Source organism: Protofrankia sp. Cj5, assembly GCF_917627405.1.
Lineage (GTDB): Bacteria > Actinomycetota > Actinomycetes > Frankiales > Frankiaceae > Protofrankia.
In genome coordinates, this window is record NZ_CAKJTO010000003.1 from 85,317 (window position 1) to 109,952 (window position 24,636).

The 24,636-nt window shown below is 67.5% G+C and carries 22 protein-coding genes, 2 tRNA genes and 1 pseudogene; 13 read left to right on the forward strand and 12 right to left on the reverse strand.

Annotation, left to right across the window (positions count from 1 at the left end; all coding sequences use genetic code 11):
* The first annotated feature begins 220 nt into the window (after positions 1 to 220).
* The 3 genes from MJ777_RS01825 to MJ777_RS01835 all read left to right on the forward strand — a co-directional run bounded on the left by MJ777_RS01825 (position 221) and on the right by MJ777_RS01835 (position 1,652).
* Positions 221 to 523 (forward strand): WXG100 family type VII secretion target, encoded by a 303-nt coding sequence (locus tag MJ777_RS01825; RefSeq protein WP_239311068.1) that lies wholly within the window; start codon positions 221 to 223, stop codon positions 521 to 523.
* 122 nt (positions 524 to 645) lie between these two features.
* On the forward strand, positions 646 to 981 hold the full coding sequence (locus tag MJ777_RS01830) for a hypothetical protein (RefSeq protein WP_239311067.1): 336 nt from the start codon (positions 646 to 648) through the stop codon (positions 979 to 981).
* A gap of 11 nt (positions 982 to 992) precedes the next feature.
* Positions 993 to 1,652 carry a hypothetical protein gene (locus tag MJ777_RS01835; RefSeq protein ID WP_239311066.1) on the forward strand — a complete coding sequence of 220 codons (660 nt, stop codon included), beginning with the start codon at positions 993 to 995 and terminating at the stop codon, positions 1,650 to 1,652.
* A gap of 68 nt (positions 1,653 to 1,720) precedes the next feature.
* On the opposite strand, the gene MJ777_RS01840 is transcribed toward MJ777_RS01835, so the two are convergent.
* Genes MJ777_RS01840 through MJ777_RS01850 form a run of 3 tightly spaced genes read right to left on the reverse strand, consistent with a single transcriptional unit; the run spans position 1,721 to position 8,638 of the window.
* Positions 1,721 to 2,971 carry an APC family permease gene (locus tag MJ777_RS01840; protein ID WP_239372716.1) on the reverse strand — a complete coding sequence of 417 codons (1,251 nt, stop codon included), beginning with the start codon at positions 2,969 to 2,971 and terminating at the stop codon, positions 1,721 to 1,723.
* 47 nt (positions 2,972 to 3,018) lie between these two features.
* Complete coding sequence (locus tag MJ777_RS01845; protein WP_239372718.1) at positions 3,019 to 7,623, reverse strand: FtsK/SpoIIIE domain-containing protein; 4,605 nt, start codon at positions 7,621 to 7,623, stop codon at positions 3,019 to 3,021.
* A 46-nt stretch (positions 7,624 to 7,669) separates the two neighbouring features.
* The gene (locus MJ777_RS01850; RefSeq protein ID WP_239372793.1) at positions 7,670 to 8,638 is read right to left on the reverse strand and encodes a sensor domain-containing diguanylate cyclase; all 969 of its coding nucleotides are present in this window, start codon (positions 8,636 to 8,638) and stop codon (positions 7,670 to 7,672) included.
* Between the two features lie 293 nt (positions 8,639 to 8,931).
* On the opposite strand from MJ777_RS01850, the pseudogene MJ777_RS01855 reads away from it, so the two are divergent.
* Positions 8,932 to 9,090, forward strand: a pseudogene (locus tag MJ777_RS01855) (type II toxin-antitoxin system Phd/YefM family antitoxin); the annotation flags it as partial.
* A gap of 198 nt (positions 9,091 to 9,288) precedes the next feature.
* The gene (locus MJ777_RS01860; protein ID WP_239372730.1) at positions 9,289 to 9,765 is read left to right on the forward strand and encodes a PAS domain-containing protein; all 477 of its coding nucleotides are present in this window, start codon (positions 9,289 to 9,291) and stop codon (positions 9,763 to 9,765) included.
* Between the two features lie 417 nt (positions 9,766 to 10,182).
* Here MJ777_RS01860 and MJ777_RS01865 read toward each other — a convergent pair whose 3' ends face one another.
* Entirely contained in the window at positions 10,183 to 10,584 is a 402-nt protein-coding gene (locus MJ777_RS01865; RefSeq protein WP_239344573.1) for a type II toxin-antitoxin system VapC family toxin, read from the reverse strand.
* A 7-nt stretch (positions 10,585 to 10,591) separates the two neighbouring features.
* Positions 10,592 to 10,798, reverse strand: a complete 207-nt coding sequence (locus MJ777_RS01870; RefSeq protein WP_239313666.1) for a hypothetical protein — start codon at positions 10,796 to 10,798, stop codon at positions 10,592 to 10,594.
* 212 nt (positions 10,799 to 11,010) lie between these two features.
* Between MJ777_RS01870 and MJ777_RS22680 the strand changes: the two genes are divergently transcribed.
* The 3 genes from MJ777_RS22680 (at position 11,011) to MJ777_RS01880 (ending at position 13,505) form a co-directional block, all read left to right on the forward strand.
* Positions 11,011 to 11,136: a hypothetical protein gene (locus tag MJ777_RS22680; RefSeq protein WP_255723978.1), complete on the forward strand. Its 126-nt coding sequence runs from the start codon at positions 11,011 to 11,013 to the stop codon at positions 11,134 to 11,136.
* Positions 11,137 to 12,431: 1,295 nt separating this feature from the next.
* Positions 12,432 to 12,887 carry a helix-turn-helix domain-containing protein gene (locus MJ777_RS01875; RefSeq protein ID WP_239372732.1) on the forward strand — a complete coding sequence of 152 codons (456 nt, stop codon included), beginning with the start codon at positions 12,432 to 12,434 and terminating at the stop codon, positions 12,885 to 12,887.
* A 6-nt stretch (positions 12,888 to 12,893) separates the two neighbouring features.
* A complete protein-coding gene (locus MJ777_RS01880; RefSeq protein ID WP_239372734.1) occupies positions 12,894 to 13,505 on the forward strand; it encodes a putative toxin-antitoxin system toxin component, PIN family in 612 nt (203 codons plus the stop codon).
* Positions 13,506 to 14,075: 570 nt separating this feature from the next.
* Here MJ777_RS01880 and MJ777_RS01885 read toward each other — a convergent pair.
* The 4 genes from MJ777_RS01885 to MJ777_RS01900 form a co-directional block, all read right to left on the reverse strand.
* Positions 14,076 to 14,165 (reverse strand) — tRNA-Ser (locus MJ777_RS01885).
* A 108-nt stretch (positions 14,166 to 14,273) separates the two neighbouring features.
* Complete coding sequence (locus MJ777_RS01890) at positions 14,274 to 16,616, reverse strand: [protein-PII] uridylyltransferase (RefSeq protein ID WP_239372736.1); 2,343 nt, start codon at positions 16,614 to 16,616, stop codon at positions 14,274 to 14,276.
* An 18-nt stretch (positions 16,617 to 16,634) separates the two neighbouring features.
* Positions 16,635 to 16,973 (reverse strand): P-II family nitrogen regulator, encoded by a 339-nt coding sequence (locus MJ777_RS01895; RefSeq protein WP_239309897.1) that lies wholly within the window; start codon positions 16,971 to 16,973, stop codon positions 16,635 to 16,637.
* Complete coding sequence (locus MJ777_RS01900; RefSeq protein ID WP_255720518.1) at positions 16,970 to 18,346, reverse strand: ammonium transporter; 1,377 nt, start codon at positions 18,344 to 18,346, stop codon at positions 16,970 to 16,972. The genes MJ777_RS01895 and MJ777_RS01900 overlap by 4 nt, the downstream gene beginning before the upstream one ends.
* Before the next feature lie 385 nt (positions 18,347 to 18,731).
* On the opposite strand from MJ777_RS01900, the gene MJ777_RS01905 reads away from it, so the two are divergent.
* Complete coding sequence (locus MJ777_RS01905) at positions 18,732 to 19,877, forward strand: C40 family peptidase (RefSeq protein WP_239372738.1); 1,146 nt, start codon at positions 18,732 to 18,734, stop codon at positions 19,875 to 19,877.
* 22 nt (positions 19,878 to 19,899) lie between these two features.
* Here the strand turns inward: MJ777_RS01905 and MJ777_RS01910 are convergent, their stop codons facing one another.
* The gene (locus tag MJ777_RS01910) at positions 19,900 to 20,637 is read right to left on the reverse strand and encodes a metal-dependent transcriptional regulator (RefSeq protein ID WP_239309900.1); all 738 of its coding nucleotides are present in this window, start codon (positions 20,635 to 20,637) and stop codon (positions 19,900 to 19,902) included.
* A 123-nt stretch (positions 20,638 to 20,760) separates the two neighbouring features.
* On the opposite strand from MJ777_RS01910, the gene MJ777_RS01915 reads away from it, so the two are divergent.
* From MJ777_RS01915 to MJ777_RS01925, 3 genes are all read left to right on the forward strand, one after another.
* Entirely contained in the window at positions 20,761 to 20,985 is a 225-nt protein-coding gene (locus MJ777_RS01915; protein ID WP_239309901.1) for a DUF3039 domain-containing protein, read from the forward strand.
* A gap of 162 nt (positions 20,986 to 21,147) precedes the next feature.
* A tRNA-Arg gene (locus tag MJ777_RS01920) sits at positions 21,148 to 21,220 on the forward strand.
* Between the two features lie 71 nt (positions 21,221 to 21,291).
* On the forward strand, positions 21,292 to 21,549 hold the full coding sequence (locus tag MJ777_RS01925; protein WP_239344583.1) for a hypothetical protein: 258 nt from the start codon (positions 21,292 to 21,294) through the stop codon (positions 21,547 to 21,549).
* Positions 21,550 to 22,144: 595 nt separating this feature from the next.
* Here MJ777_RS01925 and MJ777_RS01930 read toward each other — a convergent pair.
* The gene (locus MJ777_RS01930; RefSeq protein WP_239372748.1) at positions 22,145 to 22,351 is read right to left on the reverse strand and encodes a hypothetical protein; all 207 of its coding nucleotides are present in this window, start codon (positions 22,349 to 22,351) and stop codon (positions 22,145 to 22,147) included.
* Positions 22,352 to 22,845: 494 nt separating this feature from the next.
* Between MJ777_RS01930 and MJ777_RS01935 the strand changes: the two genes are divergently transcribed.
* Positions 22,846 to 23,859, forward strand: a complete 1,014-nt coding sequence (locus MJ777_RS01935) for a PDR/VanB family oxidoreductase (RefSeq protein WP_239372750.1) — start codon at positions 22,846 to 22,848, stop codon at positions 23,857 to 23,859.
* A 44-nt stretch (positions 23,860 to 23,903) separates the two neighbouring features.
* On the opposite strand, the gene MJ777_RS01940 is transcribed toward MJ777_RS01935, so the two are convergent.
* Positions 23,904 to 24,467 (reverse strand): YceI family protein, encoded by a 564-nt coding sequence (locus MJ777_RS01940; protein ID WP_239309904.1) that lies wholly within the window; start codon positions 24,465 to 24,467, stop codon positions 23,904 to 23,906.
* Positions 24,468 to 24,636: the final 169 nt, after the last annotated feature.

Sequence of the window (24,636 nt, forward strand, 5' to 3'; positions counted from 1 at the left end):
CGAAGTTCGTGAGATGCTCGACGCGGCGAAGCTGTTGCGGAGTGAGCCTGCCGGTGTGTGGATACAGTACGTTATGTATCTAGTAGATTACTTATAGTAGTTATAAGCCGATGATCGCAGCTTGATGATCACCAAGCGACCTGCCTCCGCGTGATAGCGCATCCCGCATCCCGCCCGCTTCGCCAGCAGCTGCCCATCTTTCCGAGAGAGGCCAGAGGCGATGCCCAATCTCAACGTCACCTACACCGAAATGGACGACGCGAGCACCCGGCTCCGTAACGGCAAGGCCGACATCGAGGCGCACCTGAACGCCTTGAAACGCACGGTCGACGGCCTGGTCGCCAGCGGCTACGTCACCGACCAGTCGAGTGTGCAGTTCCAGGGCTCCTACGACACGTTCAACACCGGTGTCACCAACACGTTGGTCGGCCTGGACGGAATGGCCGAGTACCTCAAGAGGGCCGCGGAGGCCTTCCGCGCGGCCGATACCCAGCTCGCGAACTCGCTGCGTGGGCAAGGTTAGGAGGCTGATCATCCTATCCGCGGTTGCCGTTCGGCGGGGTGCCAGCTGTGCCGGGCGCCGCCTCGGTCACCGGTTATGACGATCCGCGTGCAGTGGTGGGTACACAACGGAGGTGGATTTCAATGACTGCTGACCGCGTGTCAGTCGATCTTTCGGGTCTGGATGCCCTCGCGAGCAATCTCGCGTCTATCCGATCGACGATGAACGCAACTCGATCAACGCTCGAATATTACCACGGCCAGTTGGGTTCAGCCGAAATCGAGAGCGCCCTCGACGATTTCGAACATGACTGGAGCGATGGGCGCAGGAAGATCGATGAGAACGCGAACAAGCTGGCGACGATGGCCTCGGAGTCCGCTCGGGTACTGCGCCAGGTCGATGCCGATCTGACGGCGGATCTGACGGCGGATCCGATCAGGGCGCCCCACCCTACGGATGAAGGGGTGAGGGAGAGCTGAGCGGCGACCCTGTGGCCGGCGGGCTGGCAAGCACCGAATTCTCGATCGCGGTTCCCGACAGCTGGTTTGAGGTCGACCTGAATCCGGTGACCCGCCGGGCATCCATCGACGCGCTGGTTCGTGCGCGTACACGTGCTGTTCCCGAACTCGCCGAGAACCGCTCGGCGATCTCGCGCATGCTGCGCAACGCCGCCAGCGACGCCGCTGCTGGTGGTGCACTGTTCTGCGGGGTCATGGCCGAGCCGGTGGAGGGGACGATCCTGTCCGCCAGTGTGACAGTTTCGTTGCTCCCTGCTCCCGAAGGGGGCTGGACGGATGGAGACCAGACGAACGGCGTCGCTCCGGACGCCATTCTGGCCACGCTGTCGGAGAAGGTCGCCCGATCGCTGGACGACACGTGGACGATGGTGACACTTGTGGATCTTCCCCGGGTCGGGCGGGCCGTCCGCGCCTATGGCGTCGAGGACATCACGCTGCCTGATCGGGCGGGCTGGATCAGGACGACGGCGATGCAGACCTTTGTCCCACTCCCACGGTCGGACACAGTCGTCCTGATCGCCTGCTCCAGCCCGAACGTAGTGCTCGTGGACGCATTGCACGATCTGTTCGACGCGCTGACCGCGACTTTTCAGTTCGGCCCCAGCAACGTGGAGCGTGCCGCACATCCCTGATCGCCTGGCCTCGGCCGCCTGACTGGCCAGGCGATCGAACTCAGGCGGTCGAGGCCGGGCGGTCGAACTCAGGGATGTGATCTACACACGGCTCGAAGCACAACACCGGCGGTGAGAACGCCCAGACCGGTGATGACGCTGGTAGCCGGCAGGGTGAACGCGAGGACGAGACAACCAGCGCCACCGACCAGCGTGACCGGCCGTAGCCAGCGGCGTTGCGGACCGTCCAGGGTGAAGGCGCTGGCGTTGGCGATCGCGTAGTAGACGAGGACCGCGAAACTGGAGAATCCGATTGCGTTCCGAACGTCTATCACGGTGACGATGACGATGACAATGCCACCGAGTAGCAGTTCCGCCCGGTGTGGAACGCCATGGCGTGGATGCACCGCGGCAAGCCAGCCGGGGAGATCCCTTTCGCGGGCCATCGCGAGGGTGGTGCGTCCGACCCCGGCAAGCAGCGACAGCAGCACGCCGAGGCTCGCCACCACCCCGCCCACACGAACCGCGGGAGTCAGCGCATGGAGGCTGCCCGCACTGACTGCGACGGCGAGTGGGTCAACGGCGGACGCCAGCCGGTCAGGGCCGATGGCCAGCAGCGCGGACAGCCCGACAAGGAAGTAGACACCGACGGTAAGCCCGAGTGCGGCGGAAACTGCCTTCGGGATCGTCCGCGCTGGGTCACGGACCTCCTCGCCCAAGGTGGCGATCCGGGCGTAGCCGGCGAACGCGAAGAACAGCAGCGCCGCCGCCTGCAGTACGCCGCGGACCGCACCTGGCCCGCTCCCGGGCCAGATCGGGCTCAGCCGTTCGGCGTCGGCGGTGCCGCCGGCCAGGCAGGCGATCACCACGAGGGCCAGCACGATCAGGGTCAGCGTGATGAGCAACCGGGTCAGCCGGGCGGTCTTGGTCACCCCGAAGTAGTTGACCGCGCTCAGCAGAGCCGCGGCGGCAGCCGCGACCAGACGGGGATGTTGGGGCCAGGCGTAGGCCCCCACGGTCAGGGCCATGGCGGCGCAGCTCGCGGTCTTGCCGGCCACGAATCCCCAACCGGCGAGATAGCCCCATACGGCGCCGAGACGGCGTCGCCCGTACACGTAGGTGCCACCGGACTCGGGATATCGGGCTGCCAGCTGCGCGGACGACGTGGCGTTGCAGTAGGCAATCACCGCGGCGACCGCGAGGGCGATGAGGAGGCCGGCCCCCGCGGCTTCCGCCACCGGTCCGAAGGCTGCGAACACACCCGCACCGATCATCGAGCCGAGGCCGATGACCAGCGCGTCACCCAGATCAAGGCGCCGTTGGAGCCGGCCCGTCGTCATCGCCGCACCTTCCGGGTTCGCCTGTCGGCGTGGCCTGCCAGCGGATGTTACCCAGTTGCGGAGAAAGCGATCTGGACAGGCGTCGTCCTGCCCCGTCGCACGAACAGTCCGCGGCCGACAGGCATGGTGCCGAAACTGCCGCGGGACAGCCGCACGCCGAACAGGTCCCCTTCACTGGGGAGGCTCGGCGCGAGAATGATCCCACATCGTGACCGACGGGCATCCACCATGAACCCGCGGTACTGGTTGGTCAGATCCTCGGTCGTTCCGGCCGCGATGAACGCGTGACCGGCGTCGCGGGCGGTTCTGAGGAACTCACTCATGCGGTCAGCCAGCGGCGCGTTCGCCAGCAGCTCCGCGTCGTCCATGACGATGACCAGGCTGTTCGGCGTCATGGCCGAGGCACAGGCGGCATCGATGTCGGCGGCATTCGCCGCCGCGCCAAGGACATCGATCACCTGTGGATGGCTCGCGAGCGCCGCCAGCGGTGAGCGCCGAGGGGCCACCACAAGCAGCTGGGAATCGCCTGCCAGCAGCGACTTCGCCATGGTCAGCAGCGCGGTGCTCCGGCCGGAGCGCGCGGGGCCGGCGACAACGAAACCAGGTCCGTCAGTAGCGAAATCGATCTCGATGGGGGCGAGCTCATTGCCGCCCGCACCGACGAGCGCGACGAGCGCGACGGATTGCCCGGTCTCGTTGGCCGTGGGCCGTGAGCGTCGTCCCAGCTGCAGCGCCTGGGTCTCGGTAACGGTGATACGTCCCGGCAGCACGTCGATACGAAACGGCCGCCGGTAGTCCGTGCGGGCGCCGGTAGCCGGCCCCGGTGGCACTCCGTCACGGACAGCCGCGGCCGCGCCCAGCTCGTGCAGCGCCGCGACCTGGGCGCGGCCGGACGGATCCTCGGCGAGCAGCGCGAGCTGGGTCTCCACCGAGGTTTCGACCTGAAATCCACGGCCCGGTGGTAGCACGTCGGGCACCGCGCCCGCGGCAAGACCCATCATGGCGTAGTCGGATCGGTCCGCCATCCGCAGCACGAACCGATTCTCGATCGCTGTGCTGAATCGACCGGACGCGCTGCGTCGATCGCCGGTCATGACGATGCGCAGACCCACCGATGGTCCTTCGCGCAGCAGCCGGGTCAGCATGTCGACGAGCGCTCCGCCATCGACCTCCTCGAAGGAGGCCAGAAAGCCTTCGAAACGGTCGATCAGCAGGATCAGGTAGGGCAGTGGGTGGTCATGGTCGGTAGATCGCTGTTCGGCGAGGTCGGCGTACCCGCGTGCGGCAAAGATCTCCTGCCGTTCGACGATCTCGGTGATGATCCGGGTGAGTAGCTGTTGAACCCGCTCGGGAGCGTCCCTGCTGACTACGGCTCCGGTGTGCGGTAACGAGGCCAGGGGCGCAAGGGCGCTGTTACCGCAGTCCAGCGCGTAGAGATGGACATCGGCGGAGGATATGGTTGTGGCTATTGATCCGGCCAGAGTACGCAGGGCTGTCGATCGTCCCGACCGTGGTGAACCGGCGAAGAGCAGGTGGCCCCCGTTTTCGATATCGAGTGTGTAGGGGAGCTGAGCCTGGCGGTCACAGTGGTCCGACAGGCCAATCGGGACGGCCGGCAGCGCGTTCGAGCGCACGGAGACGGATTCCAGCAGCGTTGCCAGGGTGAGCCGCTCGGGCAGCGGCGGTAGCCACGGACTGTGCTGGGGTGCGACGCGCAAGGTGGTGGCGGCTTCCCGGATCGCTTCGACGAGCACCTTGAGATCGGTGATTTCGTTGCTGGATGTTCGTAGCCGTGGTGGTGCTGGTGGGGGCTGGCCCAACGCGGGCCAGGTCAGCTCAGTCACCCAGGGCTGTTCTAGATCATCTTTTCGCGGCCCGGCACCGAGTGTGGCGATGTTTCCACGAACACCGGCGGCACTGGCACCGACAGCAGCACCGACAGCGGCACTGGCACTGGCAGCGGCCGGCCGGCGACCACCGATCCGGCCGGCCTGGAACGGGACGAGTGACGCGTGCGCCAGCCGGACGTAGGCACGGCCGGGGGCGGACGGTGAGATGCGCGCGGCGTCCGGCGCGTTGATGACGTCGGAGCTCTCCGAGGCGTCGGTGACGCGCAATGCTATCCGCAGGTTCGTGTTCGCGCGGATCTCGGGCGACACCACCCCGCCGGGACGCTGCGTCGCGAGCAGGAGGTGGATACCGAGCGAACGGCCACGCTGCGCGATGTTGACCAGGCCGGTAACGAAGGCGGGCAGTTCACGGGCGAGCGAGGCGAATTCGTCGATCACGAGTAACAGGCGGGGTAACGGTGTTGACGGCGGGCTGGCCGGTGTGCGCCGCGTCCCCGTGGTGGCCAGCAGGGCGTAGTCTTCGATGTCCTTCGCCCCCGCGTCGGCCAGGATGCGTTCACGCCGGCGGAGCTCGGCCGACAGCGACTCCAGCGCTCGGGTCACCAGGTGGGTGTCGAGGTCGGTGACCATGCCGACCGTGTGCGGCAGCCGGACACAGTCGGCGAAGGCGCTGCCGCCCTTGTAGTCGATGAGTACGAACGTCATTTCATCCGGCCGGTTCACGACGGCGAGCGACGCAACGATCGACTGCAACAACTCGGACTTGCCGGATCCGGTGGTGCCGGCGATCAGCCCGTGCGGGCCGTCCCGGCGGAGGTCCAGCGCGAACGGGCCGTCGAACGAGAGGCCCACTGGGAAGGTGGTGCTACGCGGGCAGACAAGCCAGCGAGCGGCCACCGTGGCCGCGGTTGGTGGCTCCAGGCCGATCACGTCCAGGAGCCGGGCTGCGCTCGGGATGGTCGCCTCGTCGTCCCCGCCGACATCGCGGACCGGTGCCAGGGCGCGGGCGAGCCGTGCACACCAGGCCGCGGCCCTGCCAGCCGTCACCACGGCGTGGGGATCGGCGGGCAGCGCGGTCGAGACGAGATCCGGGCGGACGTCACGGACGATCTCGGTATGCATCTCCACCAGGCACAGCCCGGTGCGGGTTTCCTCGGCCACGGCCTGACACTCCTCCGGCAGGTACCGGGTGTCGTGGTCCAGGCAGATCGAGTGGATGCCCAGCGCGGGTCCGTCCCGCAGGATTGAGATCATTCCGGGCGCGGACCGCAGCCGGCGCGCGCCGTCCATGACGACCAGTACGTCCGGGCTGTCGCCGAGCGGGTTCATGCCGGTCGGGTTCGCCCGGGTGGCCGCCCGCGCCGCCACCTGATTGATCAGCTCGCCGATGCGCCGGGCCCGCGACTCGTCGTCGCTCCCGAGTAGGACGGTGGTGTTCTGGCCTTCGCTCGGACGGCAGTGCGGAAGCCAGCGCACCCACTGCCAAGCGGATTCACCGGAGCTGTCGGTGAGAATGTAGATCGCCAGGTCGCGTGGGCTGTGCAGGGTCGCGGCCTGGGCGATCAGCCAGCAGGCGAGCACCCGGGGCAGGTCGCCGCGGCCGGCGATGCCCAGCACTCCCCGCTCGGGCAGAGCTACCGTCACCGGGACGTCCGGCGCTGTCCAGGTGATCTCGCGTCTGTGTTCCGGAGCGGCCGGGTCCTCCATCACGACCTCGCTGGGCAGGTCGGCGGTGCCCAGCCGCAGGCACAGGTAGTCGGGATTGTCCCGGCGGCGTTCCCACAGGCGTCCACGCGGCCCGACGGCGGTGAGCAGGACGGTCGCCGGATCGGGGAAGTCGGCGCGCCGGGCTGAGCGTTCGCTGACCAGCGCTTGGCGCGCGTCGGTCTCGACCTCTTCCCGCCTGTCATGGTAGTCGGCCAGTTGTTTACGGTAGCTGCGCCTGCCGTGCCGGTCGCTGGAGACGTGCATCCCGATCATGCCTACTGGGCCGATGACGGCCATTAGCAGAAAGTAATATTGTCGGAACAGGAGTGCCATCGCGACGCCCGCGCCCAGCGGCATGAGCGCCATGAGGATCGGCATCGGGCGCCGTTCCGGTTCCGAGGGCTCGCTGGGCAGCTTGTAGCGTGTCCGGCGCAGCGGCGGGAGCAACCGGGGCGGCCGGTTGAAATCGAGGGCCATCCCGTCGTCGGACGGCTTGAGCGCGGCATCAGCCTGGCTCGGCGTGCCCATCTCCAGCAGGACGGACCCGATCGCGATCTGGGCGCCGGCTGGGAGATCGATCGGGGCCTGTAGCGGTTCGCGGTCGACGAGCACGGCGGCAGGCTGTTGATCAGGATGGGCGGCCGCGGGGATGAGGCGACACGAGCCGTCCGCCATCACCGTGATTGTCATCGCCTCGGCCGCGAGGCCGGGATCGTCCAGCCGGACGGCGCAGGCAGCCCCGCAACCAACGGCGAACTCACCTGGCCCGAGTCGGTGAACCACGCCCGCGCCCGGTCCGCCGATCACCCGGACCTCGATCAGGCCGGGCGGTTCCCCTGTCAGCCAGCCCGCTGGTGAGTCGAGGCTGATCACAGTGCCCTCGCGGATCGGGGACTCGGCGAGGGAGAGCGCTCCGGTAACGAGCCGGCCGTCGACGAACAGGTCTGGCCTGCCTGCCGCGACGGACGGTCGGAGACGGCACGTGAGGGTATCGGCGACCGCGCTGACCGGCGTGTCCGGGTCGGCGTCCAGGAGGACGTCCGCGCTGACGTCGTGAGCCGGGTCAGAGACCGTCAGCGTCAGGCGCATAGTCATACGATACGTCCTGATACCGACATAACGGGCCTTGTGCTATGGGCTGCTACAGGCGTGGCCGCGGCCGGTGACGGCGCTGGGTCCGGCTGCGGACAAGTGTCTCGCTCGCCAGCTCGACGAGTTCGACGGCGTCCGGGGAAGGTGGTTCATCGGATCGGGAGCGCCCTGACCGCCGCTGGTTGATGGACCCGGTGGCGGCGTCCAGCAGGGCCATCCCGACGTTGACCGACACTGTGATCCGATGCCCGCCGATGGCGAGCGGCTCGGCCAGGGAATGGGTCAGCGCCTCGGCCAGGACCGCCGCGTCCGTGCTGGTCAGATGGCCCGCCACCACCACGAACTCGTCCCCTCCCCATCTGGCCAACAGGTCGGTCGGACGCAGCGCGGAGGCCAGCCGAGCCGCGGTGGCCCGCAGGACCATGTCACCGATGCGGTAGCCGAACGTATTGTTGATTGTGCACAAGGAGTCCAGGTCGAGAAAGAACAAAGCGGCTGGATGGAGATCGTCCCTGCCGCTGGTTTGGTCAGTCGGCTGAGCCGGGAAGCCGCTGCTGAGCTCGGCGAGCCGTTCGGTCACCGCCAGCCGGTTCGCGAGGCCCGTAAGCATGTCATGCGTCGCGTGATGGCGCAGTTTCTCCTCGGTCTCACGCCGTTCGGTGATGTCATCCACCAGGACGACGAGCCCTTGGCCGCCCATGAGCGGGCGTAACCGTACGAGCAGCCAACGGGGACCGCGCGGTCCCGGACAGCGGACTTCCAGGTGGGGGCGGCCGCGATGGTTGTCCAGCAGCTGCCTGGTGATGGTTGCGAGCTGGTCGAGGTATGGCAGGTGCGCGCTCGCGGCCGCGCATGCGGCAAGCCAGCTCCCGCCCGGCGCGACGGGGACGAGGGCGGTACCGGTCGCGCCGCCGCGTCGCCACGCCTCGTTGAGCCGCAGCACCGTGCCGTCGGAGTCGAGCACGGCGACCGCGATGGGCAGCGCGTCGAGAACCGCTGAGGCCACGTCGTCGGCCATCACCGAAGCCCACCTCTTCCGACGGTCCGTTTTCACCCAGATGTAGCGATCGTGATACCAGAGTGTGCTCCTGTCCGTGAAACGAGGATGACGTGTGAACTGTGAGTGCTGCCGGCGCTTCCGCTGTGTGCTCGGATGATCTGAAGGGTGGTACGGCTGATCTGGTGGCGAGGCGGGGGCTGACGCCCCCGCGCCCGGCGGCTTCACCCGTTCCCGGACGATCGCTTCGCTAGGCACTGTGATCGACATAAGCCGTGCGGCGAGATGTCTGATTGTCAGATACTTTTGTGATCATGCGAAGCATTACGGCGACCGAGGCGTCTCGGGGGTTCTCGGACCTGCTTGACGCGATCGAGGCCGGTGAAACTATCGCCATTACGCGTGGCAATCGTCCGATCGCGGAGATCGGGCCGGCGTATCGAAGGACCGGCGCCGACCTCAGAGTCGCGCTGACCGCTGGAGACTGGCATCCAGCCGAGGCCGCGAAATTTCTCGACCAGCAACCATGAGCCTGTCGTCTCCTGCTGGCTGGCCACCCTGAGCCTGGGTGCCGACTATCGCCACCGCGTGTACTACCGTTAAGTGGAGGATTCCGCTTTCGTAGACAATGGACCTGAAGGTCGCTGTCCACAAAACCGGGACCCCTCCAGATGGTTGGTGAGGGCCTGGCAGGTCGGGCTGAACGGGACGGTGCGCTCGACGGCGGCTTTCGCCCGGTTATGGGCTTGGCCGACGCCGAAGAGGGGGAAAGACTGATGGAGCCGTTTACCGTCGTCGTGGCCGACGCCGAGGGCGTGGTGCGGTCGTGGGACACCGAGGCCGAATCACTGTTCGGCCATCCAGCGAACAAGATCGTAGGAAGCGCGCTGGATATGATCATCCCTGAGGCTTACCGGGAGGCGCACTGGACCGCTTTCCGAGCACTCATGTCCGGAGCTACGGCCGATGAACCGTCGGACCGCGGCGCGGTGATTCTTCCCGTCCAATGCCACGACGGCTCCCTACGGCCAACAAGCGTCCGACTCATACTGCTGCGTGACCCTTGGGGGCGACCGGTTGGCGCTGCCGCCGTGTTCACGTCACCTGACGCGGCTCCGGAGGGCGCTGAACCCCTACCGGAGCTGTGACCTTGACAGGGCCGTGGCCGGCGTGGAGGGTTCCCACCGCTGCGGATAGCGACCTTCCGGTCCGTTCAGCCTGCGATCCTGCGGCCCCCGCTCACCCGCCTGCTGCAGCCACCCGCGCTCACCTGTCACCGACGCCCACGAAAGACGAAGATCGAAATATTCGGGGTGTACCGGACTGCAGGGGGATCGGCTGGAGGATGCGGGGGGGGGGGGGGAGAGAGATCGCAGATGCCAGCGGCGTGCCAGTAGGAGGGATTAACGATCTTCAGAGGGTGGGATGATCCAGCGGTTTGTGTGAAACCGCTGGTCAGGGGCGGAGGCTTCGGGATGTTAACCCGGGAGGGGGCGTTACGCTGGCTATCCAGCATGGGAAGCCGTCCAAGAAACGGTTCCACCAAGATTTCGAGTGACTGTGAGCTATGCAGTGATGAGCTCCAGTCCGTGGTAGACCCTGAAATCGTCGAAATCTTTGATATTCATAGTCGCCAACGCAAGGCCGTGGGTAAGGCAGCACGCAGCGATCCACATGTCGTTCATCGGTCGGGGCCGCCCCCGATGCATCCCCGCGGCGGACAGGACACCATAGGTATCGGCCACGTCCTCATCACCCGGAAGCATCGGGATGCTAGCCATCCATCGGGCGAGAAGGGCACGGTTACCCGTCCCCCAGCTGCGAACCTCAGCCCACTTGATCAGCTCAGCACGGGTGACGAAGGTAAGGAACGGCTGAGTGTTGATCAATTTGGTTGCTAATGCGATTGGCAGACGCTTCTTGATAATCATCGAGGAGACGTCGGTGTCTACGACGACAGAACGCATCCCTATCTCACGCCACGTCCCGACGGCGCTCGGCGTAGGTAAACGCCAAGAACTCGTCCAGCTCTGCGTCCGACTCAAAAATGTCAGCCGACATGGCCTCCAGGTCAGCCAACGACCGGATCGGTTCAGCGTTCTTAGCCCGGATCAACTCATTGATCGACAAACGAGGCTGGCGCGACGGAAACACGGGGTAGTCAGCGCTGCTGGTATTCATGACGACCTCCACGTGTCACCTACTATCACTACCGCATGAGAGCAGTGTACGACTCTCCTTGACACGCCGGTACCGATCTTCATCGTGTCGAGCAATCAGACAGCCACACACACGAGGGCGGCGGTCTCCGCCCGTGGAGCCGGTGCACCGAGTTCGAGAACGAAGTCACCTCGACCATCGTCCGGCTCGCCGGGGAGAAACGCCACCCGCCGATGAGCACGGCCGACCTGCTCGGCTACCTGGAACGGGCCGGTGTGGAGCGTTTCGCCGCACGTGTGCGTTCCACCTTGAGCCGGATTCCCATCCCAGACCCGGAGAACGACAGTCCCTCAGAGTGACGGCAAGGCGGATCGTCTGGACCCCGCCAGCGCCCGTTGCCCCTCTCCATCCCGCCCTCCGCGGCGGGACGGCGAGGTCAACCGGTCGAAGCGACGCCCGCATCGTGGTGGGAGCAGGGGGTTCGGTAAGTTGATCGCGATCGGGCAGGCTCCTCGCCTGCCCCGCCCGCCCGATGCGAACCCCCCCGCTGAGGGTCCCGGCGCGAGGCGGGCATCGGGTGTCGCCTCCACCACTTGATACCGCAGTTTCCGAACAGCTCCATGGTGTCGACGGTCATCCGTTTCCTCGTACCCTGAGATCCTGCAGCCCCTCCGCGTGCCGCCGCCACCCGTGCTCACCTATCACCGACACCCACGAAAGATAAAGATCGAGACGTTCGTGGTGTACCGGACCGTAGAGGGATCGGCTGTGGGGGCGGGAGATCGGATGTGCCAGCGGGGTGCGAGCGGGAGGGTGGTAAGGATCTCCCGGTGACATGATCGTGCGGATTGTGCCAGCAATGTGCCAGCAGACGGGGGTTAGTGATCGTTCGGGGTGTCCGGGACGATCCAGCGGTTTGCGTGAAACCGCTGGTCAGGGGCGGAGGCTCCGGGATTTGAACCCGGGAGGGGGCGTTACCCCCAACCGCATTAGCAGACCGATTCGCCCCATATCGTCGAGATCTGTCCTGGTGCGTTGTCGCAGCTCATCCGGCATGCCCCGGATGAGCGGGCGGGGTCGGGGCAGCGCGGATCAGCGCGGTGCGTGCCAGCATTGTGCCAGCACACCCGGACGATGACCGGGGACGGCGGCGCCACCCCGACACGGCATGCCCACACACCATAAAGATCTACAGTGGGCTCCCGGCGTGGGTCACAGCGGTACATCACCCCCGGCTACGGGCATGGGCCGGGAACCGGTCTGCTTCTCGACCGGTCGTCCGCGTCATACCATCTCGTGGACCGTGACGCTCCTGTCACCGCAGCGGTCGATCAGCCGGAATCGATCACGGGGCTGGTGGTCTGCTCTGTGTGCTCCGGGGTGGCCTGCTGACGTGTCCCCAGCGGAGTTTCTCCGCTGGGGGTCAACGGCAACCCTCTTACCGTGTGTCTCCACCAGCGGGGACGGTCCAGCGTGCCGTGTGCGTTTCCGAGACATCGACAGCTGATCCGAGGGGGTAAAAGCGTTACCCATGGTAGTCGGCGGTCCGTCCGGTGGGCAGGATGCGGGATCGTCGGCGCAGAGGTCACGTTCGGATCTGTTTGCGGCCAGGCAGCGCCTCGGGTGACGGTTATTACGGATACTGGGAGGCGCGATGGGCAGGTCAGGCATCCTCGCCGGAGCCGAGCAGGTCGAGCCGGCCCGCGGCGAGCCGGAGTCAGCCACCGTGGCGCAGGCGGCCGTGGCCTCGGCACATGGTGCCGAGGCGGTCCTGCGACGCCCGGACGGCACCATCGTTCCCCTTCCCCCCGCGCTCACCCGGCTGGTCGCAGCCTCGCTGCGAGAGTTGTCCGCGGGCCACGCGGTCACCGTGCTGCCCTCGGAGTCAATGCTGACCCCGGCGGAGGTCGGGGAGCTGTTGGGCCTGTCGCGGCCGTTTGTCAGCCGGCTGTTGGACGCGGGGGAGATCCCGTCCGAGCGGCTGCCCCGCAGCCGGCACCGCCGGGTGCGCCTGTCCGACGTCCTCGTCTTCCACGCCCGGCGTGAGTCCCGTCGGCAGGGTCGCCGCATTGTCGCCGAGGCTGTCGCCGAGGCCGGCATCCCGTACTGACCCGCAATGCCGCCCCTGCCCCGGGTCTTGGCCGACACGAACGTGCTCTTCCCGTTCTCCGTCATGGATCTCCTGCTCGCGCTCACCGAGGACGGCGTCCACACGGTCCTGTGGACCGAGGCGCTGCTGGACGAGTGGGAACGGGTCATCGTGCGCTCGGGCCGGCGGTCGGCGTCCTCGGCGGCAGCCGTCACCACCGCGGTACGGACATTCTTCCCTGACGCGGAGGTCCGGTTCGACGATTACGCCGATCTCATCGCGAGCATGCCCGATAGAGACCCGGACGACCGCGTCCACATGGCAGCGGCGATCGCCGGCCATGCGACGCACCTCGTCACGCGCAACCGGTCAGATTTCCCCGCCGCCCCGCTGGCGACATACGGGGTCACGGTCACGGACCCGGATACCTATCTGTGTGAACTATGCACCGAGTTCGAGGACGAAGTCACCTCGACCGTCGTCCGGCTCGCCGGGGAGAAACGCCATCCGCCGATGAGCACGGCCGACCTGCTCGGCTGCCTGGAACGGGCCGGTGTGGAGCCTTTCGCCGCACATGTGCGCTCCACCGTGAGCCGGATTCCCATCCCAGGCCCGGAGAACGACAGTCCCCCAGAGTGATGGCAAGGCGATCGCTTGGACCCCGCCAGTGCCCGCGTCGCCCCTCTCCATCCCGTCCTCCGTGGCGGCGAGGTCAACCGGTTGAAGCGACGCCCGCATCGTGGTGGGAGCAGGGGGTTCGGTAAGTTGATCGCGATCGGGCAGGCTCCTCGCCTGCCTCACCAGCCCGATGCGAACCCCCCGCTGAGGGTCCCGGCGCGAGGCGGGCGTCGGGTGTCGCCTCCACCGCTTGATACCGCAGTTTCCGAACAGCTTCATGGTGTCGACGGTCATCCGTTTCCTCGTACCCTGAGATCCTGCAGCCCCTCCGCGTGCCGCCGCCACCCGTGCTCACCTATCACCGACACCCACGAAAGATAAAGATCGAGACGTTCGTGGTGTACCGGACCGTAGAGGGATCGGCTGTGGGGCGGGAGATCGGATGTGCCAGCGGGGTGCCAGCGGGAGGGTGGCAACGATCTTCCGGTGGCAGGTGGGTGCGGTTCGTGGCCGCAGTGGTCGGCAGGAGGGGCTAGCGATCTTCAGAGGGTGGGATGATCCAGCGGTTTGCGTGAAACCGCTGGTCAGGGGCGGAGGCTCCGGGATTTGAACCCGGGAGGGGGCGTTACCCCCAACCGCATTAGCAGTGCGGCGCCATAGACCGGACTAGGCGAAGCCTCCAACGTGCGTTCTGAGTATAGCCATCACGCTCGATGCGATTTTTTTGGCCCCCTATCACTATTGTGAACTGCGTCACACACGCTGTGGCGATCTTTGGTCGTGCTGGCGTCACGTCACGGGCCCCGAGGGAGGCTGGAGCGCGGCCAGCACGGCATCCGCCACCTGCTTCCCGCGCTCCGCTACGACCAGCGCCTCGCCGTCAGCATCCCGCACGTAGAACGCGTTCACCACGTCGAGACCGATCGTGGCCACGATTGCGGTGCGGACGCTGAGGCCGGCGTCTGACAGCGCGCGGACCATCCGGAACAGCACTCCGGCGCGGTCGGGGGCACGGATCTCGACAACGGTGTCCGCTCCGGAGCCATCGAAGATCACTCTTGGTGGCGCCGGCGTGTATCCGCCCCGCGGGCGCGCATACGCCTGTTCCCGCATCGTGATCCTGGCGTCCAAGTCCAACATACCGTCCAGGGATCGCAGCAGGTCGCCGCGCAGTATCGCGGGACTGGGCGCCTCCCCGCCCGGCCCCGGCCCGGCCATCGCCGACGATGCTGAGACCGCCGCCTGCAGCAGGGCCCGGCCAGCACAAGCGCGGGCGGACGCGCGGCGCACGTCGAGACGGTTGACAGCCAGTACCCCGGTGGTGGCGGCCAGCAGCCCGGGACGGTCGGGCGCCACCACGACGATCTCGAACATGCCGTCGTCCGGGAGCGGGTTGACCACCACCGCGTACTCGTCCGCGAACGCGAGAAGGAGGCGCTGGCGCTCGGTGAGCGCGGGCGGGCAGGGCGCTTGCTCGCCCCGGTAGACCGCCATCGTGCGGCTGACCAGTTCACCGACCAGCCGCGCCTTCCACGGGCTCCACGCTGTCGGGCCGGTGGCGAGCGAGTCGGCTTCGGTGAGGGCGTGCAGCAGGCCGAGCACCCGGGGGCTGCCGGCGGCCCGCGCCACCGCCTCGATGGTCGTGACGTCGTCGATGTCCCGGCGGGTCGCGGCTTCGGCGAGCAGCAGATGATGGCGCACCATCGTGACCAGCACCTCGGCGTCCGCGGGCGGGAGCCCGAGGCGGGGAGCGATCACACCGACGACGGCGATGCCGGCTTCGGTGTGATCGCCGGGCCAGCCTTTGCCGATGTCGTGCAGCAAAGCGCCGAGCAGGAGCAGATCGGGCCGGTCGACGCCGCGGGTCGACGCGGTCGCGGCCGCCGCTGTTTCGATCAGATGCCGATCGACGGTGAAGCGGTGGTACGGGTTGCGCTGCGGTTTACTGCGTACCCGTTCCCATTCGGGCAGCAACCGGACGAGCAGGCCGACCTGGTCAAGAGCTTCCATGACCGCGACCGCGGGCGCGCCGGTGGCCAACAGGGCAACCAGCGCGTCGCGCGCCGCGTCCGGCCATGGGGTCGGCATGGGCGTGGCCTCGCGAGCAAGCCGGTCGAGCGCGTACCGCCCGATCGGAACGCCGGCCCGGGCGGCCGCGGCGGCAACCCGCAGCGTCAGTGTCGGGTCACCGGCCGGGTCCGCGTCCCGGGCGAGCTGCGCCTCGCGGTTCTGCTCGACCACCCCTTCATCGAGGGGACGGCGGGCCGGGCGGCTGCGGAGCCAGCGCGAGGGCGGCCGTAGGCCGGCCGAGACCCGGTACCAGGTGACGTCCCACGTCCAGGAGATCGTGCGGCCGGCGTCGGCGGTGGCGTGGGCGAGCGCCGACGAGTCGGGGTAGCTCAGGGCGGCGGCGACGGCCGCGGTGTCCTGGAGCAGCAGCCGGTTCCGCTCGCCGCCACGGGCGAGTCTGCGCACCTCACCACGGATGTCGAGAAGCACCCGGTAGGCGGCGAGCACCCGTTCGGGCGGTTTCTCCGCGACCCATGCGGCGGCCAGCGCGGCCAGGGCGTGGACGTCACGCAGCCCGCCGCGAGCTTCCTTCAGATCCGGTTCGAGCAGGAAGGCGACCTCACCGTGACGCCGGGCCCGATCGGCGACCATGTCCGCGAGTTCGGGCAGCCGACGGGGGGCACGGGCCCGCCATCGGCCGCGGACGCGCTCGAGCAGGGATGCCGCCAGGGCGTGGTCCCCGGCGACCACGCGGGCGTCCAACAGACCGAGTGCCGCCTTCAGGTCACCGTCCGCGACAGCGACGGCCTCCGTGACGGTTCGGACGCTGTGGTCGAGACCGACTCCGGCGTCCCAGAGCGGGTACCAGACGGCGTCGGCCAGCTGGGCGATGTCGTCCCGCCGGCCGTTGTGGACGAGCAACAGATCGAGGTCGCTGCCGAAAGCGGGTTCGCCGCGCCCGTAGCCGCCGACCGCGACCAGCGCGACGCCTGCTCCCGGGTTGCCGAACAGGTCGCGCAACACGCCGTCGGCCACGTCCACCAGCGCACGGCGAAGGGCCGGCCCGACGGTTGCGTCGAACTCGCCGGACCGGCCCAGCAGCGCGGCAATCCTGTTGGTCATCGCGGTGGGAGCATGATTTTACAGAGCGTCTGATCCACGTTCGCCGGTGCGAACCCGTACGACCGTTTCGACCGGTAGCACCCAGATCTTGCCATCGCCGATCTTGCCGGTCTGCGCGGCGGTGGCGATGGTGGTCACCAGTTCCTCAACGGCGGTGTCGTCCGCGATGATCTCAATTTTGATTTTGGGGACGAAATCGACCTTGTACTCGGCGCCCCGGTAGACCTCGGTGTGGCCCTTCTGCCGACCGAAGCCCTGGACCTCGGAGATGGTCAGGCCGTGCACGCCGAGAGATTCCAGCGCGGCCTTCACATCCTCCAGTTTGAACGGCTTGATGACCGCGGTCACGAGTTTCACGCTTGGCCCTCCTCGGTGGTTGTGGCCGTGGACAGGAGCGAGGCGGAGCCGCCGCCGAGCGAAGTGAACTCGTATGCGGTCTCGCCGTGCAGCACGAAGTCCATGCCTTCCTGCTCCTCATCCGGCGACAGCCTCATCTTGTAGATCTTGTCGATGGCGAAGGCGATGATGAACGTCGCGACGAACGAGTAGGCCACCACTGAGACGACCGCGAGTGCCTGCTTGCCGAGCAGGCTGGCGCCACCGCCGTAGAAGATGCCATCCACGCTGTAACCGGGAGCGACATCACCCGTTCCGAAGAACCCGATCAGCAGGGCGCCGAGCACACCACCGACAAGGTGGACGGCGCCGACGTCGAGGGCGTCGTCGATGCCGACCTTGCCCTTGATCGCTGTAGCCAGGGCGCAGACAGCACCGGCGATGAGACCGATGGCGATCGAACCGGCCGGTGAGACGAAGCCGCAAGCGGGGGTGATGGCGACCAGACCGGCGACAGCACCGGAGGCGGCACCGAGCGTGGTGGCCTTGCCATCACGGATCTTCTCCACGAACAGCCAGCCGAGCATGGCGGCGGCAGTCGCGGTATTGGTGTTGACGAAGGCGAACCCGGAGCGGGTGTCGGCGGCGAGTTCGGACCCGGCGTTGAACCCGAACCAGCCGAACCAGAGCAGCCCGGTGCCCAGCAGCACGAAGGGAAGGTTGTGCGGTCGGAAGCTGGTGCCCGGCCAGCCCTTGCGCCGGCCGAGGACGAGGGCCACGGCGATGGCCGCGGCGCCGGCGTTCGCGTGGACGACCGTGCCGCCGGCGAAGTCCTCGGCGCCCTTCTTGAACAGCCACCCCTCGGGCGAGAACACCCAGTGCGCAATCGGTGAATACACGACAAGTGACCAAATTGTGACGAAGACGGCAAAGGCGCCGAACTTCCAGCGGTCGGCCGTGGCGCCGGTAATCAGTGCTGGCGTGATGATTGCGAACATGAGCTGGAAGGCCACGAAGACGATCGGTGGGATTACCTGGGCGAGCGAGTTCGATTCGTAGGGTGCGGGGAAGGTCACCTCCGCGTAGCCGGGCACGGCCTCGCTCATGTGGTTGAGCAACGCGAAATGGAACCCGCCAAATATCTGGTTGCTGCCACCGAACGCGATACTGTAACCAATCAGTACCCAGAGGACGCTGACAACCCCTATGCAGAAGAAATTCTGCATGAGCATGCCCAGGACATTCTTCGAGCGCACCATTCCGCCGTAGAAGAACGCCAGGCCGGGCGTCATCAGGAGCACAAGGGCCGAGGCGGCCAGAATCCAGGCGGTGCTGCCGACACCCGCCGCGCTGGCTATCCCGTTCTGGAGCTCTTTAAGCTGATCTGGGTTCATGTCTCTCCTGTCGATCGCTCCGCACGCCTGCGCGGACCACGCGAGCCCCGGTTCGCGGCCATGTCCGCCGTCCCGGATCCTTCGGCCGAAGGGTCGATAGGATCTGTTGCTAATTGGTAGCTTTTCTGTTTCTGACGTGTGAAATCGACGAATTGGGTGGCCTGTGGTTTGATCAGATGGCTGCGCATGGTGTCTTGCGTTGCTCTCCGTGTCGATCGGCGCGTTTGCGTGATGCTACTGCCGTCAGGAGTTACCGTTCCTTCCTGTGTGTAGTCATTCAGATGCAGATGGTAATAATCATATTCGTTGTTTTTCATACCATTTTGTCCGGTTGCGTGGATGGCTGTCCGCTGCCCCCAGGCGCCGGCGGCGGGTGTTCGTGCGCATGCCTGTCGCCAGGGGACTACTCGCTGCCGCCGCCGGTGGGGTCATGTTGGTACCGGCCGTCGCCGTCCCGGCCAGAGCCGACGGTATCGCCAAGGTCGAGGACGACATTGTGGGCGTTCAGCGGCGCCTGACCGAATTGGCTGATTCGACCGAGATTGTCACGGAGGCATTCAATGCGGGACGGTTGCGCCTCGCCGCGGCTGAACAGGCCGCGGCGAGGGCAACGGACAATGTCGGGCTCGCTGACGACGCTGTGCGGGCGGCTCAGGAAAAACGCCGTGCCGTCAGTTTCATCGCCTATCAGGCCGGTGACTTCGAACAGCTGAGGGTGCTGTTGTCCGGTGACCCCGCGACAGCGCTGGACCGGGCGGGCGCGATAAACGCGCTTGCCCGCCGCGGCCGGGAGGCCGAAATCCAGCTGCGGTCGGCCCGTCATGATCTTGCTGATGCGCAGGCCGCAGCCAGGCTGGCGCTCGACGAGCGGCATCGTGGGGTTGCCTCCCTCGAGGAACAGAAGCGGAGCATCGAGACATCGGTCGCGGCACAGCGGGCGCTGCTCGACGAACTGATCGCTCAGCATGACGATCTTGTTCGGCAGGCACGGGAAAGTGAGGCCGCGGCTCTTCGTACCCGTGAGCAGGCAGCCGCGCAAGCCGCCGCGGCCCGTGCTCAGCAGGCTGCCGCCGAACAGGAGCGGCTACGCATGGTCAGTGGAGCGACCGAAAACGCCGGCCGCGGCTTCACCAACACCCCGGTCTCGCCACCGCCACCGCCACCGCCCACAGCGGGTGCCGGCGGTGCCGCGGTTGCGGTCGCCGCGGCCCGCGCGCAGCTCGGCAAACCGTACATGTGGGGGGCGGCCGGCCCGGACGCCTTCGACTGCTCGGGGCTCACCCAGTGGGTGTGGTCGCGGGCGGGCGTCGCGCTGTCCCACTACACCGGTGCGCAGTGGAACGAGGGACGTCAGGTTTCCACCGGCGAGCTCATGCCGGGCGACCTGGTCTTCTTCGGCGCTGATCTGCATCACGTCGGGATCTACATCGGCGCCGGGAAAATGATTGACGCACCGCGCACGGGCACTGTCGTCCGCATCGAGGACGTCTGGTGGGCGAGGCTCGCCGGGGCGGTCCGGCCGGGTGGGTGAGACTGGGGGCGCCTGGCGGGGTTCACGCCATGATGACGTCCCGTTCGTGGGGGGTCCGCTCCACATAGACGAGCCCCGCGCCCCGCCGCGAGAGCTCGATGGTGGCCGGCTCGTCACACGCTGGGTCCTGCGCCGAGGACACGACTTCGACGACGTCACCCTGCCCGCGGACGATGACCGTGGCACCTGGCATCACCCCACCATCGCGCAGCTGGCGCATGGTGCGTTCGTCTGTCTGGAGCCGTTCGGAGATCCAGCTGACCGTCACCGGGGTCGCCCGGAAGCCCGCGAAGTCCGCGGCGGCCAGCAGGCTCAGCGGTGCCGGTGGCCGCGGCCCGGCCGGGCGGTCGAACGAGCCAGTTGGGATGACGTTGCCAAACGGGCATCTCTTCGGGTCGCCAAGGATGTCGGTGAGCCGCATCTCCACCTCGTCGGAGATCACGTGTTCCCATCGGCACGCCTCGTTGTGCACCAGGGGCCAGTCCAGACCGATCACTCGGGTGAGGAGAAGCTCCGCGAGGCGGTGCTTGCGCATGACCGCGGTCGCGCGGGCGAGCCCCTTCTCGGTGAACTGCACGGTGCGGTCGTCGGCGAGGGCGACCAGCCCCTCGCCTGCCAGCCGCGAGGTCGATTCGCTGGCCGCGGGGGCGCTGACGTGCAATCTTTCTACCAAGCGCGCGCGCAGCGGCGGGATGCCCTCCTCCCTCAGCTCGTAGAGGGTGCGGAGGTACATCTCGGTACTGTCGATTAGTCCAGTCACCGGGCTCCTTCGTCCAGGGTCCAGGGTACGCCCGCGCGTCGAGGTGTGGTCTGCCCCGATCGGCGGCCGGCCAGGCTCGATCGGGGGTCGGAGACCACGGCGCGACGTCCTACACTTGGGTGCATGAGCTCGACCCAGATCGCACCGGAGACCACCCACAGCGATACGGATGAGGGTAATGACTTCGCCCACTACGCCCGTCATGAGGAGATCGTCCGGGCATCCATCGAAGGCGGCCGGGTGACTGCCCTGTGCGGCTACCAGTTCGAACCGGTACGGGATCCGCAGCGGTTCCCGGTATGCCCGCGGTGCAAGGAGCTCGTCGGTCTCGCCGAGCAGTTCGGCTGACCAGTTCGATTGATCGGTTCGATTGATCGGTTCGGCTGACCGGACGGGCGAGGCGCCACCCCGGCGAGCGCTGACAAACGCCCGCGTCACCGCGTCTGGCACCTGTCGTCCGCGTCGGCGCGTGAACGGGCGGCTGTGTCACGACTATGCTCGTGCTGACGCGCCCTTGTAGCTCAGTGGATAGAGCGATCGCCTCCTAAGCGATAGGTCGTAGGTCCGATTCCTACCAAGGGCACAACGCATCGCTGACCTGCGACGGAACCTCCTCGGGCAGCTGAAGAGGGCGACGCGCTGGGAGTAGTCGAAGTGAGAGTGCTGGTCGCGCAGCGTGTCGTGTACCGCGGACCGTTGGATGGGCCGGATATCGCCGCGAGCCTCGCCGAGGGCTGGGCGGACGTCAGCATGATCGTCGAGGTTGACCGGTTCGACGACGAGGCCATCCATGAAGCGATCCGCTGGAGCCGTTCGTCCCTGCGCGCCGCAATTCACGACATCGGCGATCGGACGCTGGGGTGGGATGACGGCCAGTTCCGCGAGGCCAAGGTCCTCACTGACGCTGCCTGACCGCTCCACCTCGGCAAGAGCGTCACTCCGGCCTTTACTGGGCGCATGATGGCGGTGCGGCTGACCTGGGGGTGTACATCGCATCGGCGGCCGGCGAGATTGCCGACTGGTGGGCTGCTGGCCCGGCGGGACATGCTCGGCTCGGCCGGGGCCCTGCCTCCGTCGCGGCTGCAAACGCCGGCCTGACGGCAGCCACGACCAGTCCGACATACAGCGTGTCGGGAAGCGGCCTGACCGCTATCCCATCCGCGGTCACGATCTCCGGCACGACCGCCGCGAACGTACTCGGTCTGCGGGCCGGTCTCGAATCGTGATGATGGGGACGTTCACCGCGCCGGAACCATTGGCACGCTCATCACACCGGCTGTCGACGGCAGCTCCTCAACGATGGGTCGCAGGTCCGATTCCTGCCAAGGGCACTTCAGCGGTCGGCGCTGGGCGTTCATCCAGGGGCTGCCGGCGCCAGGTGGCGCCTCGCGTCGTTGTCGTCAGCCCAGGTAGAGCACCCGCTACACCGGGGCCTGGGCTGCCTCGCGACGCCTCCACCTGGCATCCGACAGCCCCCGAAGGGGGCAGCTTGGGAGGGACGTGTGTATCAGGCGGAGCCGACGACCGGTCCGGGCGGGTCGGTACCCCCCTTGCCGTGCCCGGCATCGGGGCCCTGCCCGTCGGCCCATACCGTCCGGCACCGCGTGCAGCGATGGCCGGGCCGGGATCCCTTCGGCCCGGCCTCGACGCGCCGTCGGGACCGCTGGTGTTCTGGGCAGCGGAGGACCAGCAGCGGAACCAGGCCGTTGCTCATCGGCCGATCCTCCCGGTGCCGCGACAGCTCCGGCAGGTCTCGTGCTGGTCGCCGCTGAAGATCCCATCCTCGTCTTGTTCAGCCCTTTCCACGATCACATTTCCGGTGCCGCCGCATGTGCCGCAGTCCTTCAGCCCCGCGGTTCCGCGGTTCTCCCGGTCCCGTTTTCGCTGTCCCTTGTCCCGTGCCATGTCGCCTCCATATCTCACGATGATCCTGCCAGCGTGAGGGGATCTGTAACGATCAGACTACGGACAGGGCGGGCATTATGGGGGCGGGTTACGCAGACCACTAGGTGGTCCGACGGCGGCGAGGATGGAGCCAGGGCATGTCAGCCGCGGAAGTGGAAGTCTGCTCTGCGGCACCGCGCGCACGCCGCGGGCGCTGCGGGCGCTGTGGGAAGCCGCGCCCGCCCGCCGGGCTGTGCGTCCGGTGGCAGGGGTCTCCAGCGCGCGGGATGGCAGGCGCGAACGACGTCGGGAAGGCGGTGGGCAATGTCCGCGAGTGTGTTGGGGGACGGCCGGTTCGAGCTGGTTGTCGCGGCGAAGGAGCGCGTCGCTGAGGCGGTGGTGCGGGTGGTGCTCACCCGTCCTGACGGCGTCGCGCTACCGACATGGACGCCGGGCGCGCATATTGACCTGATCCTGGCCGACCAGCTGGTCCGCCAGTATTCACTGTGTGGTGATCCCGCCGACGGCGAGCGTTGGGAGATCGGCGTACTGCACGAGCCCGACGGGCGCGGCGGGTCCCGGCACGTGCATCAGGTTCTCGACGTCGGCGACCAGGTGACGGCCAGCGCTCCACGGAACAACTTCCAGCTTGTCCCGGCGCCGGAGTATCTGTTCCTCGCGGGCGGGATCGGCATCACCCCCATCCTGCCGATGGTCCACGCGGCGCAGGCCGCCGGTGCCACGTGGCGGCTCGTCTACGGCGGGCGGCGGCATGCGTCCATGGCTTTCCTCGACCGGTTGGCCCAGTACGGGAGCCGCGTGACGATCCACCCCGAGGACATTCATGGCCAGCTTGACCTGGCCAGCCTGCTGGACATTCCCCGCCCGGATGTCGCGGTCTACTGCTGTGGCCCCGAGGGGCTGCTGGCGGCGGTGGAGTCGCGATGCTCGGCATGGCCGGCCGGCAGTCTGCACGTCGAGCGTTTTCAACCGCGCCCGGTGGGAGCGGACGACATCGCCGGTGCCGGGACGGCCGGTACCGCGGGTACTGGCGATGTCGCGGTTGCTCTGAGCGAGTTCGACGTCGTTCTTGCCCAGAGCGGCCGGACGGTGCGGGTCCCCACGTCGCTGTCGGTGCTCGAGGCGTTGGAAGCGGCCGGGGTGGATGTGTTGTCGTCCTGCCGGGAGGGTGTCTGCGGCACCTGCGAGACCGGTGTCGTCGAAGGCGAGCCGGATCACCGGGATTCCATCCTCACCGAGGAGGAGCGAGCAGCGTCTGGCCTCATGATGGTCTGCGTCTCCCGCAGCCGCACCCCGAAGCTCGTCCTCGATCTGTGAACGGCCGGGGTGGGCTGGCCCACCCCGGCTGAGCCCGGCTACGGTCAGGCGGACTTGATTGCCGAAATGTCCAGCTCGATCTTCACCTTGTCGCTGAGGAGGAGACCACCGGTCTCAAGCGGAGCGTTGAAGGTGATCCCGAAGTCCTTGCGGTTGATCGTTGTGCTTCCTTCGAAGCCAGCCCGGGTGTTGCCGAACGGGTCCTTGGCCGAGCCCCCGAACTCGATCTCGATGTCGATCGGCTTGGTCACGCCGTGGATGGTGATGTCACCGCTGAGGATGAAGCTGTCGTCGCTGCCGCCGCTCTTCGCGGTGTTGCTGACGAAGGTGATCGACGGGTACTGCTCGACGTCGAGGAAGTCACCGCTGCGCAGGTGCCCGTCCCGGTCGGCGTTGCCCGTGTTGATGCTGGTGGTGGAGATGGTCACGGTGGCGCTGGACGCCAGGGGCTCAGCGCCGTTGAGGTTCAGCGTCCCTTCGAAGCTGTCGAAGCCTCCGCGGACTGTGGTGACCAGGGCGTGGCGGACGGCGAAGCCCAGGCGGCTGTGCACCGGGTCGATCGTCCAGGTGCCGGTGAGATCGTCAGATGTGTTCGTGGGAGACGTCATCGTTTCCTCCTGGAAGGGTCGTGCGGGCTGTCGTGTCGGTGGCCGGGTGGCCGCGGGCGGGCCAGCGGCTGCTTTGACCTCATCAGCGTATCGGTGTTCGCGCAAGCAACTTTTTGAGCGGTGTGCGTATGGTTTTTCACGCACCCGGAGGTCCTTCCGGAGCCCTAGG

Bases quoted from the DNA above. Each gene is read 5' to 3' on its own strand.
- MJ777_RS01825 (WP_239311068.1), top strand. From the start codon at position 221: ATGCCCAATCTCAACGTCACCTACACCGAAATGGACGACGCGAGCACC.
- MJ777_RS01830 (WP_239311067.1), top strand. From the start codon at position 646: ATGACTGCTGACCGCGTGTCAGTCGATCTTTCGGGTCTGGATGCCCTC.
- MJ777_RS01840 (WP_239372716.1), bottom strand. From the start codon at position 2,971: ATGACGACGGGCCGGCTCCAACGGCGCCTTGATCTGGGTGACGCGCTG.
- MJ777_RS01845 (WP_239372718.1), bottom strand. From the start codon at position 7,623: ATGACTATGCGCCTGACGCTGACGGTCTCTGACCCGGCTCACGACGTC.
- MJ777_RS01850 (WP_239372793.1), bottom strand. From the start codon at position 8,638: ATGGCCGACGACGTGGCCTCAGCGGTTCTCGACGCGCTGCCCATCGCG.
- MJ777_RS01860 (WP_239372730.1), top strand. From the start codon at position 9,289: ATGGTTGGTGAGGGCCTGGCAGGTCGGGCTGAACGGGACGGTGCGCTC.
- MJ777_RS01865 (WP_239344573.1), bottom strand. From the start codon at position 10,584: ATGCGTTCTGTCGTCGTAGACACCGACGTCTCCTCGATGATTATCAAG.
- MJ777_RS01870 (WP_239313666.1), bottom strand. From the start codon at position 10,798: ATGAATACCAGCAGCGCTGACTACCCCGTGTTTCCGTCGCGCCAGCCT.
- MJ777_RS22680 (WP_255723978.1), top strand. From the start codon at position 11,011: ATGAGCACGGCCGACCTGCTCGGCTACCTGGAACGGGCCGGTGTGGAG.
- MJ777_RS01875 (WP_239372732.1), top strand. From the start codon at position 12,432: ATGGGCAGGTCAGGCATCCTCGCCGGAGCCGAGCAGGTCGAGCCGGCC.
- MJ777_RS01880 (WP_239372734.1), top strand. From the start codon at position 12,894: ATGCCGCCCCTGCCCCGGGTCTTGGCCGACACGAACGTGCTCTTCCCG.
- MJ777_RS01890 (WP_239372736.1), bottom strand. From the start codon at position 16,616: ATGACCAACAGGATTGCCGCGCTGCTGGGCCGGTCCGGCGAGTTCGAC.
- MJ777_RS01900 (WP_255720518.1), bottom strand. From the start codon at position 18,346: ATGAACCCAGATCAGCTTAAAGAGCTCCAGAACGGGATAGCCAGCGCG.
- MJ777_RS01905 (WP_239372738.1), top strand. From the start codon at position 18,732: ATGCCTGTCGCCAGGGGACTACTCGCTGCCGCCGCCGGTGGGGTCATG.
- MJ777_RS01915 (WP_239309901.1), top strand. From the start codon at position 20,761: ATGAGCTCGACCCAGATCGCACCGGAGACCACCCACAGCGATACGGAT.
- MJ777_RS01930 (WP_239372748.1), bottom strand. From the start codon at position 22,351: ATGAGCAACGGCCTGGTTCCGCTGCTGGTCCTCCGCTGCCCAGAACAC.
- MJ777_RS01935 (WP_239372750.1), top strand. From the start codon at position 22,846: ATGTCCGCGAGTGTGTTGGGGGACGGCCGGTTCGAGCTGGTTGTCGCG.
- MJ777_RS01940 (WP_239309904.1), bottom strand. From the start codon at position 24,467: ATGACGTCTCCCACGAACACATCTGACGATCTCACCGGCACCTGGACG.